Origin of the sequence: Streptomyces sp. NPDC014734 (assembly GCF_043083325.1) — a bacterium.
Classification (GTDB): Bacteria; Actinomycetota; Actinomycetes; order Streptomycetales; family Streptomycetaceae; genus Streptomyces.
The window spans coordinates 75286-89771 of record NZ_JBIBYN010000003.1 but is presented as its reverse complement, the minus strand read 5'-3'; the positions used below and the strand labels follow the sequence as shown (position 1 = coordinate 89771).

The window sequence follows — 14486 nt, the reverse complement described above, 5'->3', positions numbered from 1 at the left end:
CTTCCCCCGCCGGTCAGGGACCCGGGACCGTACGGGTCACGGCCGCCAGACCACCCGGTGCTCCGCCAGATGAGCCAGCACCGCGTGGTTGGCCTCCCAGCCGTCCGGGAACTTCACCGTGACCCCCAGCTGAACCGGCTCCGTCGACGGGTGTTCGTCCAGCAGCTCCGTGACGCCCGCCCGGCACACCACGACACAGGCGTGCCGGTGGCGCGAGGCCAGGACGCACAGCCTGCCCGTCTCCAGGTGGAACGCGGTGGCGTCCGGGCGGCCGGAGAGCGGGTGCAGTACCACCGTCACGTCGAACTCGCGGCCCTGCAACCGGTTCGCCGTGTCGACCGCGACGCCCGTCACGCCCAGCTCCGCGAGCGCCGCCCGCACCGCCGCGGCCTGGTCGCGGTGGGCGGTGCCGACGGCCACCCGGTCGGCGGTCACCGGGGCCGGGTCGGGGGAGCGCTCGCTCGTCGCCGCGGCGCCCCGGTCCAGGAGACGGCGGACGACCAGGGCCACCGCGCGCACCGCCTCCGGGTCGGTGCGCGGGGTGTGCCGGGCCGGGAGTTCGAGCAGGCCCCACCCGGACTCGGCGGCCTCGTCCAGCACCCGGTCCGGGGCCGAGCCGTCGGACACGACACCGAACGACAGCCGCCGGTCCCCGTGGTCCGTGCCACTGCGGAACGGGGTGTACGGGTAGAACGCGTCCGAGACCAGTTGCGACGCCGAGGCCGGCAGCCGCCACGACACCGGCAGCCGGTGCTGCGGCAACCCGGGGTTGTGCGCGAGGAGTGTGGAGACCGCGCTCGCCGACGGGTCGTAGGACAGCCCCGCCCACTGGTCCGCGCCCACGATCGAGAACGGGTCCAACTGCCCCGGATCGCCGACGAACAGCGCCCGTTCGAAGAGCCCCGCCACCGCCAGCAACGCGTCCGAACGCATCTGGTACGCCTCGTCGACGATCGCGTGCCCCCACGGCTCGACGTTCTTGACGTGCGCCCACTTGGCGGCCGTCGAGATGACGACGTCGAGCCCGGCGAGATCCGCGGCCCTGGCGGACTTCCGCACGTTGGCCAGGCCGTCCAGCACCCGGTCGTACGGGTCGGAGTCGCTGCTGTGCAGGCGGCCCACCGGCAGGTCCGGGTTCTTCTCGGCAAGCCGCAGCACCAGGTCGTCGACCTGGGCGTTGGTCTGCGCCACCACCATCAACGGGTGTCCGGCCGCCGCGAGTTCGAGCGCCGCGCGCACCACGAGCGTCGACTTGCCCGCGCCCGGCGGGGAATCCACCACGATGCCGCGCGACGAACCGCCCAGCGTGTCGGCGAGGATCGCGTCGGTCGCCCGCGCGGCCCGGGCGCCCGCGTCGAATACGGTCGTCACAACAGATCCTCCGTGGTCACGGGGTCGGGATGCTCGGCATGCCCGGCCGCGGCGCCCGGCGGACCGCCGTGCGTCCAGGGCGTCTCCGCCGGGTCCGGCAGCTTCGGACCGCCGCGCTGGTCGTGCTCGAAGAGCGTCCAGGCGATCCGGTCGCCCGGCTCCGGCACCGAACCCGGCGCCGGTTCCCTGCCACGGCCCATCCGGTCGGTGACGCGCAGGACCAGCGCGGGCGCGCCGTCGGCCTCCGGCTCCCGCGTGTACGTCACGAACTCGGCGGTCTGCGGTCTGCCGTCCAGCGAGCGGTACACCTTGGTGCGCTCCCCGAGATACGGACGCTCGGCGGTGCGGACCGTGATCAGCGGGCGGGGGACGGGCCGCTTCGACTCGCTGTACGCCATCACCACCTCCGTCACCTCGCCGACGAACGCCTCGCCGGCCAGCCGCCGTCCGGCCAGGACCAACGGATCGTCCAACGCCTCCTGCGCGTCGAGCTGCGCCTGCGCCGTCTCGCGCGAGGCGAGCTTCTGCGCCGCCGTCACCGCGTCGTCCCGGCGCGGCTGTGGCGGCTCACCGGACCGCACCCGGTCCCGGTGGCCGGTGAACGACCAGCGATCCCTGGTCCAGCGGTCCTCGGCCCGGGGCGCCTCCGGAAGCTCCCGCAGCAGGTCCAGTCCCCGCCACACCGCGTCCCAGGTCGGCCGCGTCACCCCGGCCAGCAGCGCCCTGATCTCCCGCTCGGCGGCGGTGAGCCCGGCGAGCCGGTCGTCGGCCGCGAGACCGTCCTCGGCCGCCGAGAGCGCGGTGCGCGCCCGGTCGTACCGCTCGATGGCGGGCGCCAGCAGCCGGTTGTCGAACGCCGGATCGGTGGCCGGACCGGCCGGCGGGCAGAGCAACTGCCCCTCGCCGTCGCGCGCCGACTCGGCCCGCAGCGCCGCCCGCGCACCGGACTCGTCCGCCGGCGCGTCGATCCATGCCAGCAGCGCGCCCAGATGCTGGTCCTCCAGGCTGCTCTGCCCGGTCGCCCAGTGCCGGTTCAGAAGATCGGTGACGGCGAGCAGCAGCGAGGAGCCCGGCACTCTGGCCCGCTCGCCGTAATGCGTCAGCCAGCGGCCCAGCAGCGGGACCCGGGTCGGGGCGGGGTACGGGGCGTCGGGATCGTCCTCCGCCGTGCGCCGGAACCGCATGGAGCGGCCGAGCAGCCGGACGAATTCGATGCCTGCCCGGCTCGGCACGATCAACTGGGGTGCGTCCAAGCAGAGTTCGACCTCGACCTTGGTCCGCTTCCCGGTCGCCGGATCGGTCTCGTTGCGCTCGGCGGGCTCGACGACGTCCTCGAACGACTCGATGTGCGGCAGCACCGCCTCGGCCAGATCGGCGAGGAACGAGAACCGCAGGTCCCGGTCGCGCGGCTGCGGGACCGTCAGCAGCCGGGGCGCGTCCCGGTCGGTGCCGACGAGCGCGCCCAGCGGCGCGCCCGCCTCACCGGCGGTGGTCAGCGGCACCAGGACGAGCGGCCGGTCGGTGAGACGACGGTGCAGGACCGTCGTCATCGGCTGCGCCCGGCCGCTCTCCACGGCCTCCAGCCGGGCCAGAGTGCTGATCAGCGACATGCCGGACCGCCGTCCCGGGAAGTCGCGGTGTGCCCGGGTACGTCCGGGCCGTCGTCCGGCGCCGCCGTGCCATGCTCCGGAACGCCGGGAACACCCGGAGCGCCGGGCGGCGCTGCCGCGCCGCCCCTCGGCACCGCCTCGGCACGGCCCAGCGCCTCGGCACGCAGGGCCGCCGCCCGACGCAGGGCCGCGACCGTCGGATCGGCCGGATCACCCGCCTCGCCCGCGGCGGCGGCCAGCACCGCGCCCACCGTGGTCAGCCCGCCGAGCTCGCCTCGCACGCTCCGCCCCAGCGCCTCCACCGCCCCCGCCGCACGGGCCTTCGTCCGGCAGTGGAAGGCGAGCTCGCACGCGGACAGGCACTCCGGCGCGTACGCCGCGCCGACCGACTCGACCGCCGCGTCCAGCTCCGGTGCCGGACACGACGGATCGAAGGTGGCGCCCTCGGGCAGAGCGGCGGCGATGTCCTCGATCCGGGCCAGCCTGGTCAGCTGCCGCCGTGTCACCGCACGCTGCTTGCGGACGTCGACGACGGACGCGGTGGGCAGGTTGGAGAAGTCCTTCGGGCAGACCAGCAGAACCCGGTGCCCGACCTCCGCGCCCTCGGTGAGTGCCGCGATCCGCTCCAGTGCCAGGACGTAGACGGCGGACTGCCGGGCCGCCGCACCGACCTTCGCCGCGTCGGCGGAGCCGTCGACCATGGGGAAGGACTTGATCTCGACGACCGTCCAGGTGCCGTCGGGGTGCACCGCCACCGCGTCCGGTTCCAGGTGGACCGGGGAACCCGCCACCTCCAGGGACAGCATCGGGTGGTCCAGCAAGGCCCAGCCGCCCGACCCGGTCGCCTCCCGCAGCGCCAGGGCCGTGCGTGCCGCGCGGCCCTCGGGCCCGGCCGCGGTCAGGTCGGGCACCAGCACCCCGTCGGGCGCCGGGCCGCCGAGGTGCTCGTGCAGCAGCCGCATCAGCTCCGTACCGCCGTCGGCCTTGACCTTGGCCTCGAAGGAGTTGCCCCGGACAAGAGCGAACTGCGACTGGCCGAAGGGGGCCGGTGAACCGAGCGCCGCGGCCAGCGCGGCCTTGTCCACCCCGGCGCCGTCCAGCAGGGCACGGCGACGGCAGCCGGGGTTGGCGGCGAGGGCGGCCAGCGCACGGGCGTCCAGCGGGCGCGGGCCGACGTCCGGGCCGCGCAGCTCAGCCAGCCGTTGCCGGAGTGTCGTCCCCGGCCGCGCCCGCTCGTGCGGCGGCTTCGACGACCCGGGGTACGCGACGGGCCGGTCCGTCCGGTCCGTCCGCGTTCGCGGCATGGGTGGAGTCTGCGGAGGTGGTCCGCTGGCCAGGGATTCGCTCACCCGCCGAAGTCTCGCACCCGGTACTGACAATCGAGGACCCCGAGGCCGGGGCGAGCCGCGGGAAGCGGGCGGCGAGCCGGGCCCCGACCCGGTCCGCGAGGCGCATCACCGGGGTGGCCAGCAGGGCCCCGACACCCATCACGGCGGCGCCCGCCACCGCGTCGAGCAGGTAGTGGTTGGCGGTACCCATCACGATGAACGTGGTGAGCAGGGGGTACGCCACGGCGGCGGCCCGCACCAGCGGGTGCCGGGCGTGACGCCACAGCAGGATTCCGCACCACAGCGCCCACCCCACGTGCAGGCTGGGCATCGCCGCGTACTGGTTCGTCATGCCGCCCATTCCGCGCGGGGCACTGGCCTCGGCGCCCCACCACCCGTACGAGCTGTACTGCGCCATCGTGTCGACGAAGCCATGACTGGCGTGCAGCAGCCGGGGCGGGCAGGTCGGCATCAGCGTGAAGCCGATCAGACCGAGCATGGTCGAGGTCATCAGCCAGGTGCGGGCCCTGCGGTACACCGCCTCACGACGGCGGAACAGCCAGACCAGGACGACCGGGGTGACCAGGTAGTGCAGTGACGCGTACGCGAAGTCGGAGGGTATGCCGATGACGGGGTGCGCGGTGAACAGCCGGTTCAGCGGGTGCTCGGCGTTGATGTGGAGCGTCTTCTCCAGACGCAGGATGGCCAGGCCGTGGTCGACGGCCGTGGACACATCGCCCCGCGCCACCAGCCGTCCCGCCGAGTAGGCCGCGTACACCAGCGCCAGCAGCGGCAGTTCGGTCCACCAACGGGGCCGCGGGCGCGGCACGGGTGCGGTGCTGGCAGACTGCATCCGGTTGCTCTCCATCATGTTTTCATGCGACCGACGGCGGGCGTTCAACCGTACGGCGCGGCTCGTCCGCGACTCCCCCCGGGGGGCCGGTCCGGCCCCGCGCGGGTACGGAAAGGGGGACGCCCGTTCCGCCCCGGAGGTTGCCTCGCGCGGGCGTGCGCGATGATGGGAAAACCGGACGGTCCGTGTTGTCCCGACCTCCGGTCCCGTATCTCAGTTCAGGGAGAGCCGTCATGGCACCGCGTATCCTGCTCGCCCGGCACGGCCAGACGGAATGGTCGGTCAGGGGCAACCACACCGGCAGGACGGACATCCCGCTGCTCGACACCGGCCGGGCGGGCGCGAAGCTGCTCGGCGAGCGGCTGCACAGTGGGCCGTGGGCCGGTCTGCCGGGCCTCGAAGTCCGCACAAGTCCGCTGTCGCGGGCCCGGGAGACCTGCGACATCGCGGGCTTCGCGGACCGGGCCACGCCCTGGGACGCGCTTCTGGAGTGGGACTACGGGGCGTACGAGGGGATGACCCCGGCCCAGATCAAGGCGATCCGCCCCGACTGGTTCATCTGGCGCGACGGGGTGCCCGACGGGGAGACCCTCGCCGAGCTGTCCGCACGCGCCGACCTGATCGTCGACTGGGCCCGCTCGGCCGACCGCGACGTGCTGGTCTTCGCCCACGGCCACATCCTGCGGGCGCTGGGGGCGCGGTGGCTGGGCGAGGACGTGTCGTTCGCTGCCCGCATCCGGCTCGACCCGACGTCCCTGTCGGTGCTGGGATGGGCGTACGGGGCGCCCGCGATGGAACGCTGGAACGACACGGGGCACCTGGAGCGGTAGGAGCCCGCGGCGGGTTCGCGCCCGGGGACGGGGACGGGGGAACGGTGCTCCCGGACGGGTGCTCGCCGCGGCCGGAGCGGTGGCCGGAGCGGTGGCCGGAGCGGTGGCCGACCCGGCGGGAGCGCGGTCCGCGTCGCCCGCCGGCATCCTCCCGGCACGCCCGCCGGAGACGTCTGCGCGCCCGCCGGACGTCTACGCGCTCACCTCCGCCCCCGACACCGCCGCGTACCGCTCCAGGTACTCCCGTACCCCCGCCGCGTCCCGGCACGGCGCCAGCGCCTGTGTCGCGCCGGTCAGCATCGCCCGGATGCGGGAGGACCGGACGCGGTCCAGCAGGTCCAGCACCCGGTGGCCCGCCGTCGCGGCCTCCGCGGCCCGGCCCGCCCGGGCGAGGTCCCAGGTCAGTTCGGTCCGGTACAGGGCCAGGTTCCGGGTGAAGTGGGGGTCCTGGAGCCGGATCGCCCGGTCGGCGTGGCGGGCCGCCCGCGACCAGTCGCCCAGCGCGGACCAGCACTGCGCCTCCAGCATCTCCAGCTCCGCCTCCTGGAAGAAGGTCATCCACTCGGGGTCGGCGTCGCACGGGCCGCGCCCGAACGCGGTACGGGCCCGGCCGATCGCCCGTTCGCAGCCGGACCGGTCCCCGAGCCCGGCCCGCCCGCCCGCCTCGCGCAGGGCGAGCAGCGCCAGCAGCCGCGACGAGCCCAGCGGCCTCGCCGCCCGCTGCCCGGCCTCGGCGGCGCGCACCGACTCGCGGGGCCGGCCGGTGTCCCTCGCCAGGAACGACGTATTGCAGAAGGCGTGCGCCTCCAGCGCGGGATCGCCCGCCAGCCGGGCGGTGGCGAGCGCCTCCGCGTAGTGCGAGCGGGCGTCCTCGAACCGCCCCGAGTCGTGGGCCAGCCAGCCCACCGAGATGGCGAGTTCGCCCGCCCCGGCGTGCAGCCGGTCGGCCGTGGACCGTTTGGCGGCGGTCCCGGAGTCGAGCAGCGCGTACGCCGCCCGCAGGGGCCGGGACGCCCCCCGGTACAGGCCGTCGCCGCCGTGCCGGTCGTCGAGCAGCCGGATCCGGCGGACCGCCTTCTCGACGGCGCTCACCTCGGCCTCGCCGACCCGGTGCGGGTCGGACACGGTGTCCGCGGCGGCGGACCCGCCGCCGGGGCGCAGGGGCACGACCGCCAGCGCGGTGGTGCCGCTCGTCATGAATACGCGACGCAGCACGTCGCTCTCCTCGTCGGTGTCGCTGTGGAGCACAGGGGGTGATGGTGCCCCGGCGGTGGCCCGGGTGCCCCTGCCGCGTACCGTCTCGCGCGGTGAGAAGCCCAGGTCCGCCAGGGACATTCCGGGGAACATGTGCAGGAAGACCCGCTCGTACGCGTAGTTGGGGCAGCGGATCTCGCCGGACTCCACGCGTCCGATGTACCGGGCGTCGCAGGCGACCCGCTCGCCGATCTCACGGGCGGACCTGCGGATCGCGGCGGCGAACTCCCCGGCGGAACGCTGTCCGCGCAGCCGCCGGAAGGCGGGGTTGGGAACCGCCCCTGTCGACACCATGGACCAGGACCTCTCTTACGCGGCCGGGGTTCCTGCGGCCGGGATCCGGACGGCGGGAACCCCCGGCGGGAACCCCGACTCCGGGGTTTCCGTCTCCGGTACCCCGGCCCTCCGGTGTCCCGGCGGAGCAAGAACGTACCTGCTGCGATCGGACGCATACGCAGCGTTTATGAACAAAAAGGGTGTATCGACCGCGATCTGCCATGAACTGCCACCCATTGCGGCGGCGTGGCACCGTAGCCCTTGACGCGGTCGGAGCGTTGGTCCATGCGGAAGACGTAATCAGGCTCCGCCCGGCGATGAGAGGAGAGGTCCCTTGTTGCATCTCGGCACGGAGACCGGCTCGCGGACGACTGCGACGACCCCGGCCGCGTCGGGTGCCCCGGCGCCCGCCGCGGCCACGGGGCGGCACGGCGCCGAACCCTGCGATCTGGTGACCGTCCCGGCCCGCCAGGGACTGGAGGCCGTGGACATCCTGCGCCGCGGCGCGGACCAGGAGGCCGTGGGCCCGGTTCTGCACGACGGCGCCTGCGACACCCTCGGCTTCCTGGTGCCGCCGGGCACCGCCGAGGCGTGGGACGTCCCGGGCAGCGCCTGTACGCGGACCGACGGCCGCGGGCTGCGCATCCCCGCCGAGCCGCCGGTCACCGGCAGCGGCTGGCTCCTGCCGCCCGGGGACGACGCCCCGGTCACCGACCCGGCCGCGCTGCGGGCCGCCCTCGACCAGGCGGCCCGGCTGATCGAGGCGGCCGACAACTGCCGCTGACCGACGCTCCGCACCCGTGCCCATAATGGGACCGGTGGCCGGACTCTCCGGCGCGGCCGGTCGCGCACCGGCCCGGAACGATGAGCGGTGAGCGGGCACGAGCGGCAGTGGCACGTCGAGGAGCGTCGAACGAGGGCGCGGCCGCCCCCAAGCGATCCGGCCGCAAGTCCGCCGGCAAAGCCGGCACCGGCCGCGGGCGCGGGGCGGAGCCGGTCGCCGAGCGGGTGGACGGCGGTCTCGCCGAGTTGGTGCCCGACCGGGAGCGCCCGCGCGCCCGGACGCTGACGATCGACGGAGCCCCGCAGTCCCACGTGGACCTCGACGACCCCACATACCTGTCCTTCGCGTATCAGCGCAGGATCGGCCACATCGCGGACCTCGCCGCCCCGGCCGGGCAGCCGTTGCGTGTCGTGCATCTGGGCGGTGGCGCGTTCACCCTCGCCCGCTACATCGCCGCGACCCGGCCGCGTTCCACCCAGCAGATCGTCGAGCTGGACGCCGCGCTCGTCCAGCTGGTCCGCCGGGAACTGCCGCTGGACCCGCAGGCCAGGATCCGGGTCCGGTCCACCGACGCCCGCGCCGGACTGGCGAAGGTGCAGGACGGCTGGGCGGACCTGGTCATCGCCGACGTCTTCGGCGGGGCCCGCACCCCCGCGCACCTCACCAGCGTGGAGTTCCTCGCCGAGGTGCGCCGGGTCCTCGGGCCCGGCGGGAGTTACGTGGCCAACCTCGCGGACGGGCCGCCGCTGGCCCATCTGCGCGGCCAGGTCGCCACCGCGGCCGCGGTCTTCCCCGAACTGGCGCTCACCGCCGATCCCGCCGTGTGGCGCGGTCGTCGCTTCGGCAACGCCGTGCTGCTGGCCTCGGACCTCCCGCCGCGGATCGCGGAGCTGACCCGCCGGGTGGCGACCGACCCGCACCCCGGACGCGTCGAGCACGGGCGGGCGCTCGCCGACTTCACCGGCGGGGCGGCGGCGGTGCACGACGCCGATGCCCGCCCGTCCCCGGCGCCGCCGCCCTCGGCGTTCGGCTGAGAGCCTGTCGGGTGGCCTTCGACCGGAGAACGGGCGGGGCGTGGTGCGCGCGATTCCAGGGTGCCGGAGTGGCCCGGTGGCGGAGCCGCCCGGTCAGGTCGGCAACGCCGGAAGCGCGCGTGCCAGGACGTGGCCGCCCGGTCGGAGGCCGCCCGACGGGTTCTGGGACCGGTCACGTGCGGCCCCGGCGTCCGGTCGGTGCCCGAGGGGCGGGGCCCGGTTCACGTGAGCCGCGGCCCGGCCGCCGGGGTGCGGGCGACCGGGCCGGACGGCCGCAGGCCGAGCGGCGAACCGCCGGGTGCCGTGACCGGAAGGGGCGTGCCGGCCGTCGCGAGCCGGTGAATCCCTTCCGGTCGCAGGACTATCCCGCGGCCCGGTTCACCGCCGACAGCACCGCCAGGATCGACGCGGTGAGGACGGACGTGTCCTGGCCCGCACCCCAGTACGGCTCCCCGCCGGACCCCACCCGGCACTCCGCGTACGCCATCGCCGGGCTCCCCTGCCCCGGGGCCGTCGCGTGCTCGGTGAAGTCGAGGACGTCCACCTCGATCCCGGCCGCCGCCAGGGCGTGCGTGAACGCCGAGACCGGGCCGTTGCCGGTGCCCTCGTAGTCGGCCTCCCGGTCTCCCACCCGCAGCGTGCACACGAACCGGTGCTCATCCGCCGGGTTCCGGTCCGTGGACCAGGACGTCAGGGCCACGTGCCCGTCCCGCCCCGGAACCAGGTACGTCGCCCCGAACAGCTCCCACAGGTCCTCGGGCGTTGCCTCCAGGCCGCTGTCGTCGGTCGCCGCCTGCACCGTGCGGGAGAAGTCGGCGCGCATCCGGGCCGGCAGGTCCACCCCGTGGTTGGCGCGCAGCAGATGGGCGATGCCGCCCTTCCCGGACTGGCTGTTGACCCGGATGACCGCCTCGTACGAACGCCCCAGGTCCGCCGGGTCGATCGGCAGGTACGGCACCGCCCACCGCTCGTCCCCGCTGCTCGCCCGGTGGGCGAAGCCCTTGCTGATGGCGTCCTGATGGGTGCCGGAGAACGCGGTGTGGACGAGCTCGCCGACGTACGGGTGCCGGGGCGGCACCGGCAGCCGGTTGCAGTGCTCCACGGTGCGCCGGATCTCGTCGATGTCGGAGAAGTCGATCATCGGATCCACCCCCTGGGCGTGCAGGTTGAGGGCCAGATTGACCAGGTCGACGTTGCCGGTCCGTTCCCCGTTGCCGAACAGGCAGCCCTCGACGCGCTGCGCACCCGCCAGCACGGCGAGTTCGGCGCACGCGGTGCCGGTGCCGCGGTCGTTGTGCGGGTGGACGGAGAGGATCACCGCGTCCCGCCGGTCCAGATGGCGGTGCATGTACTCGATCTGGTCCGCGTACACGTTCGGCGTCGCGATCTCCACCGTGGCGGGCAGGTTGTGGATGACCGGCCGGTCCGGGGAGGCGTCCCACAGCGCGGTGAGACCGTTGCACAGCTCCAGGATGAAGTCCGGTTCGGTGAGGACGAAGACCTCGGGGGAGAACTCGAAGCGGATGTCCGTCCCGGGTGCGGCCCGCGCCAGCCGCTCCATCCGCGTCGCCGCGTCCGTCACCAGGGCGCGCACCTCGGCGCGGCTACGGCCGAGTACGACGTCGCGCCAGACGGGCGCGGTCGGTGTGTACAGGTGGACGACCGCCCGGTCCAGTCCCTCGACCGACTCGAAGGTCCGGTCGATCAGGTCGGGTTTGGCCGGGGTGAAGACGACTGGGGTGACGTCGTCCGGTACCGCGTCGGTTTCGACAAGGTGCCGGACGAAGTCGAAGTCGGTGCGGCTCGCGGACGGATAGCCGACCTCGATCTCCTTGTAGCCCATGGCGACGAGCAGATCGAACATCCGGCGTTTGCGCGGGGTGTCCATCGGCTCGGCCAGCGCCTGGTTGCCGTCCCGCAGGTCCACCGGGACCCAGAGCGGGGCCTGCTCGATACGGGCCTGGGGCCAGGTGCGGGCGATCGGCGGGACCTCGACGCGGTCGAACGCCGAACGGTAGCGGTGGGAGGGCATGGAACTGGCGCGCTGCCGGTTCCAGTGGGGCGCGTCGGCCGGGACGGGGCCGCGCGGGGTGCAGACGGTGGGGAAGCTGTGCATCGGGGACACACGGTCGGACATGAGGACGGTCTCTTCTCGCATCGCCGGATGCGACCGGCACAGCACGGCACCCCGCGGCGGGGTGCCGGTCGCTTCAGGCCCCGCCGCGGCAGCCGAGAAGGAGGAGACCGCTGAGCGTCATGCCCGGTACAGTAGCCAGAAAGCAAGTCCTCAGACAACCTGACAGGTGAACTCGGTGTCCTCGCTCGGTCCGCTCCGCCCCAGCCCCCTTGTCGAACAGGCAACGCACCATCTGCGCGAGCAGATCACCGGGGGGAACTGGCCGGTCGGTACCCGGATCCCCGGCGAGACCACCCTCGCCCGCACGCTCGGCGTGGGCCGCTCCACGGTCCGCGAGGCGATCCGCGCCCTGGCCGCGCTCGGACTGCTCCAGTCCCGTCAGGGCGCGGGCGTCTTCGTCATCGCCGACCATGCCGCGGAGGACTGGCCGACCCGGCTGCGCCGCGCCTCGGTCGCCGATGTCTACGAGGTCCGGATGCTGATCGAGGTCCAGGCCGCCCGGCTGGCCGCGCTCCGCCGCACCGACGAGGACCTCACCGCCCTCGACGCGGCGCTCACCGCGCGACGGGCGGCGGGGGCCGGGGGAGACACCGAGTTCGTCGACGCGGACATCGCCCTGCACGCGGCCGTGGTCGCCGCCGCCCACAACCCCGTACTCACCGATCTGTTCGGCGAGTTCGCCCCCGCACTGCGGCAGGGCCTGGTCGACCTGGTGAGCCTGCTGGGCCTTCGCCGCGACGACCCGCACCACGGCGACGCCACGCACGACGCGCTGGTGCGGGCGGTGGTGGCCGGTGACGCGGAGTCCGCGGGGCGGGCCGCCCAGGCCGAACTGGAGGCCACACTGGCGCGGTTGCGGACGGCGTAGTGGCCGTCGGTGCCCCGGGGGTACCGGGGTGGGGTGGTCGGGTCCGGGCGTGACGGGCGTGACGGGCGTGACGGGCGTGACGGGCGTGACGGGTGCGGCGGGGGCTGAGGCGCCGGGTTCGGCGGGGTCGCCGGGGTCGCCGGGTGCGGTGAGGGCGGGAGCGGGAGCAGGGACAGGGGCGCCGGTGGGCCCGTGACGGGTCGTCGGTTTCGGAGGGAGAACGCGGAGCCTTCCCGGGCGGGCCCCGGTGCATCGTCCCGTTCACCTTCCGGCGCCCTCTCCGGCGTGAACCGGGGCGTGCGGACGGGGCCCCGGAGCGGCCGACGGGCGGGGTGCGCGACGCCTCCCACGACGGCCTTCAGGTGTCCCTTCGCTTCCAACTGCCCTCTGACCAGCACGTATGGGTGAACTCGCGCAGGCCCGGCAGATATGTGCGGCCGTTGGCAAGACCCGTGCGGGACACGGCCTTGTGACTTGCCGGACACGCTCCCGCAACGGAAGCGTCTTCAACTCTTGACACCCGCCCCTCCGAGGCAGGAACCTTCCGACATCGACGCATGGGAGCGCTCCCACATCGTGCGGCTCTCCCGCACGAAGGGCACTGCCCGTGTCCTCCCCGCACCACTCGGCACCCGCACCCACCGGGCACGCGCCGCGCAGTCAGAACGTCGGTCCCCCCGGAACGCCCCACCCGGAACAAGGAGTAGTGGAATGCGCATCACCCGCACCGTCGCAGGCCGGAGCCGCAGAGCCGCGGTTCTGGCCACCACGGGCCTGACGGCCTCCGCCCTGCTGCTGACCGGCTGCAGCAGCGACTCGGACGCGTCGGGCAGCACGGGCCCCGACGCGGACGGAAACGTCACGCTGACCGTCGCCGACTTCGGGCAGTACGGCTACAAGGAGGCCGGGCTCTTCGAGAAGTACCACGAGCTGAACCCGAAGATCACGGTCAAGGAGGAGGTCACCGCCGACGAGAAGGTCTACTACCCCAAGCTGCTCCAGCAGTTGAACTCGGGCAGCGGACTCGCCGACATCCAGGGCATCGAGGTCGGCCGGATCAAGGAGATCGTCGACACCAAGGCGGACGCCTTCGCCGACCTGGGCAAAACGATCAACGCCTCCGAATGGGTCTCCTGGAAGGCCAAGCAGGCCACCACGCCCGACGGCGCGGTGATCGGCGCGGGCACCGACATCGGCCCGATGTCCCTCTGCTACAACACCGACCTGCTCCGGAAGGCGGGACTGCCGACCGACCGCCAGGAGATCGCCAAGCGCGTCTCGGGCGGCTGGGAGGACTATCTGAAACTGGGGGAGGAGTACCAGAAGAAGGCCCCCGCGGGAACCTTCTTCATGGACTCCGCGAGCGCCATGTTCAACGCCGTGGTGAGCTCGAACGCGAAGCAGTACTACGACGAGAGCGGCAAGCCGGTCTACAAGGAGAGCCCCAGCGTCAAGCAGGGCTGGACCCTGGCCACCGAGGCCACGTCGAAGAAACTGACGCAGGGTCTCGCCCAGTTCACCGACCCGTGGGTCGCCGCGCTGCGCAAGGGCACCATCGCGACCGTCGCCTGCCCCGCGTGGATGGCCGGTCAGATCTCGACCAACGCGGGCGAGGCCAACAAGGGCAAGTGGGACATCACCACCGCGCCCGGTGCGACCGCCGCCAACTGGGGCGGCTCCTTCCTCGCCGTGCCCAAGAAGGGCAAGAACGTCGAGGAGGCGGCCAAGCTCGTGAAGTGGCTGACCGCCCCCGAGCAACAGGCCGCCGTCTTCAAGGCGATCGGCGTCTTCCCGTCCAACAAGGGCGCGTACGAACTGCCGGACGTGAAGAACGCCAAGCTCCCCTACTTCAACGACGCGCCCATCGGCCAGATCTACGCGGGCGAGGCCAACTCGATCCCCGAGGCGATCCTCGGCCCGAAGGACGGCGTCATCAAGGACACCATCTCCACCCAGATCAACAACATGGAACAGCGCGGAACCAGCCCCGACAAGGCGTGGAAGGCGGCCACCGACGCGATCGACAAGGCGATCGGCTGACCGCGGCCGGGGGGGGGGGGCCCCCCCCGCCCCCCCCCCCCCCCCCCCCCCCCCCCCCCCCCCGCCCGCCCGGGGGCCCCCCCACCCGGGGCCCGCCGGGG

Annotated in this window: 11 protein-coding genes; 5 read left to right on the top strand and 6 right to left on the bottom strand. The window is 74.0% G+C overall.

Annotated elements, in window-relative coordinates; all coding sequences use genetic code 11:
* Nucleotides 1-36: 36 nt before the first annotated feature.
* From ACF1CT_RS06920 to ACF1CT_RS06905, 4 genes are read right to left on the bottom strand one after another with little or no spacing between them, the layout of a single operon-like run.
* Nucleotides 37-1371, bottom strand: a complete 1335-nt coding sequence (locus ACF1CT_RS06920) for an AAA domain-containing protein (RefSeq protein WP_391782716.1) — start codon at nt 1369-1371, stop codon at nt 37-39.
* Nucleotides 1368-2981 carry a hypothetical protein gene (locus ACF1CT_RS06915; protein WP_391782715.1) on the bottom strand — a complete coding sequence of 538 codons (1614 nt, stop codon included), beginning with the start codon at nt 2979-2981 and terminating at the stop codon, nt 1368-1370. Before ACF1CT_RS06915 ends, ACF1CT_RS06920 begins: the two co-directional genes overlap by 4 nt.
* Nucleotides 2972-4285, bottom strand: coding sequence for a hypothetical protein (locus ACF1CT_RS06910; RefSeq protein ID WP_391782714.1), 1314 nt, complete (start codon nt 4283-4285; stop codon nt 2972-2974). The genes ACF1CT_RS06915 and ACF1CT_RS06910 overlap by 10 nt, the downstream gene beginning before the upstream one ends.
* Complete coding sequence (locus ACF1CT_RS06905; protein WP_391782713.1) at nt 4173-5162, bottom strand: phosphatase PAP2 family protein; 990 nt, start codon at nt 5160-5162, stop codon at nt 4173-4175. The genes ACF1CT_RS06910 and ACF1CT_RS06905 overlap by 113 nt, the downstream gene beginning before the upstream one ends.
* A 233-nt stretch (nt 5163-5395) precedes the next feature.
* Here ACF1CT_RS06905 and ACF1CT_RS06900 point away from each other — a divergent pair, with 233 nt between their 5' ends.
* Complete coding sequence (locus ACF1CT_RS06900) at nt 5396-5992, top strand: histidine phosphatase family protein (protein ID WP_391782712.1); 597 nt, start codon at nt 5396-5398, stop codon at nt 5990-5992.
* Nucleotides 5993-6184: 192 nt separating this feature from the next.
* On the opposite strand, the gene ACF1CT_RS06895 is transcribed toward ACF1CT_RS06900, so the two are convergent.
* On the bottom strand, nt 6185-7540 hold the full coding sequence (locus ACF1CT_RS06895; protein ID WP_391782711.1) for a tetratricopeptide repeat protein: 1356 nt from the start codon (nt 7538-7540) through the stop codon (nt 6185-6187).
* Between the two features lie 316 nt (nt 7541-7856).
* On the opposite strand from ACF1CT_RS06895, the gene ACF1CT_RS06890 reads away from it, so the two are divergent.
* Both ACF1CT_RS06890 and ACF1CT_RS06885 read left to right on the top strand, forming a co-directional pair.
* Nucleotides 7857-8306 carry a hypothetical protein gene (locus tag ACF1CT_RS06890; RefSeq protein WP_391782710.1) on the top strand — a complete coding sequence of 150 codons (450 nt, stop codon included), beginning with the start codon at nt 7857-7859 and terminating at the stop codon, nt 8304-8306.
* Between the two features lie 107 nt (nt 8307-8413).
* Entirely contained in the window at nt 8414-9340 is a 927-nt protein-coding gene (locus ACF1CT_RS06885; protein WP_391782709.1) for a spermidine synthase, read from the top strand.
* Nucleotides 9341-9701: 361 nt separating this feature from the next.
* Here the strand turns inward: ACF1CT_RS06885 and leuA are convergent, their stop codons facing one another.
* Nucleotides 9702-11477, bottom strand: coding sequence for a 2-isopropylmalate synthase (gene leuA / locus ACF1CT_RS06880; protein WP_391782708.1), 1776 nt, complete (start codon nt 11475-11477; stop codon nt 9702-9704).
* A 166-nt stretch (nt 11478-11643) separates the two neighbouring features.
* Between leuA and ACF1CT_RS06875 the strand changes: the two genes are divergently transcribed.
* Together ACF1CT_RS06875 and ACF1CT_RS06870 are read left to right on the top strand one after the other, a co-directional pair.
* Entirely contained in the window at nt 11644-12345 is a 702-nt protein-coding gene (locus ACF1CT_RS06875) for a FadR/GntR family transcriptional regulator (protein ID WP_391782707.1), read from the top strand.
* 711 nt (nt 12346-13056) lie between these two features.
* Nucleotides 13057-14385, top strand: coding sequence for an extracellular solute-binding protein (locus tag ACF1CT_RS06870; protein WP_391782706.1), 1329 nt, complete (start codon nt 13057-13059; stop codon nt 14383-14385).
* Nucleotides 14386-14486: the final 101 nt, after the last annotated feature.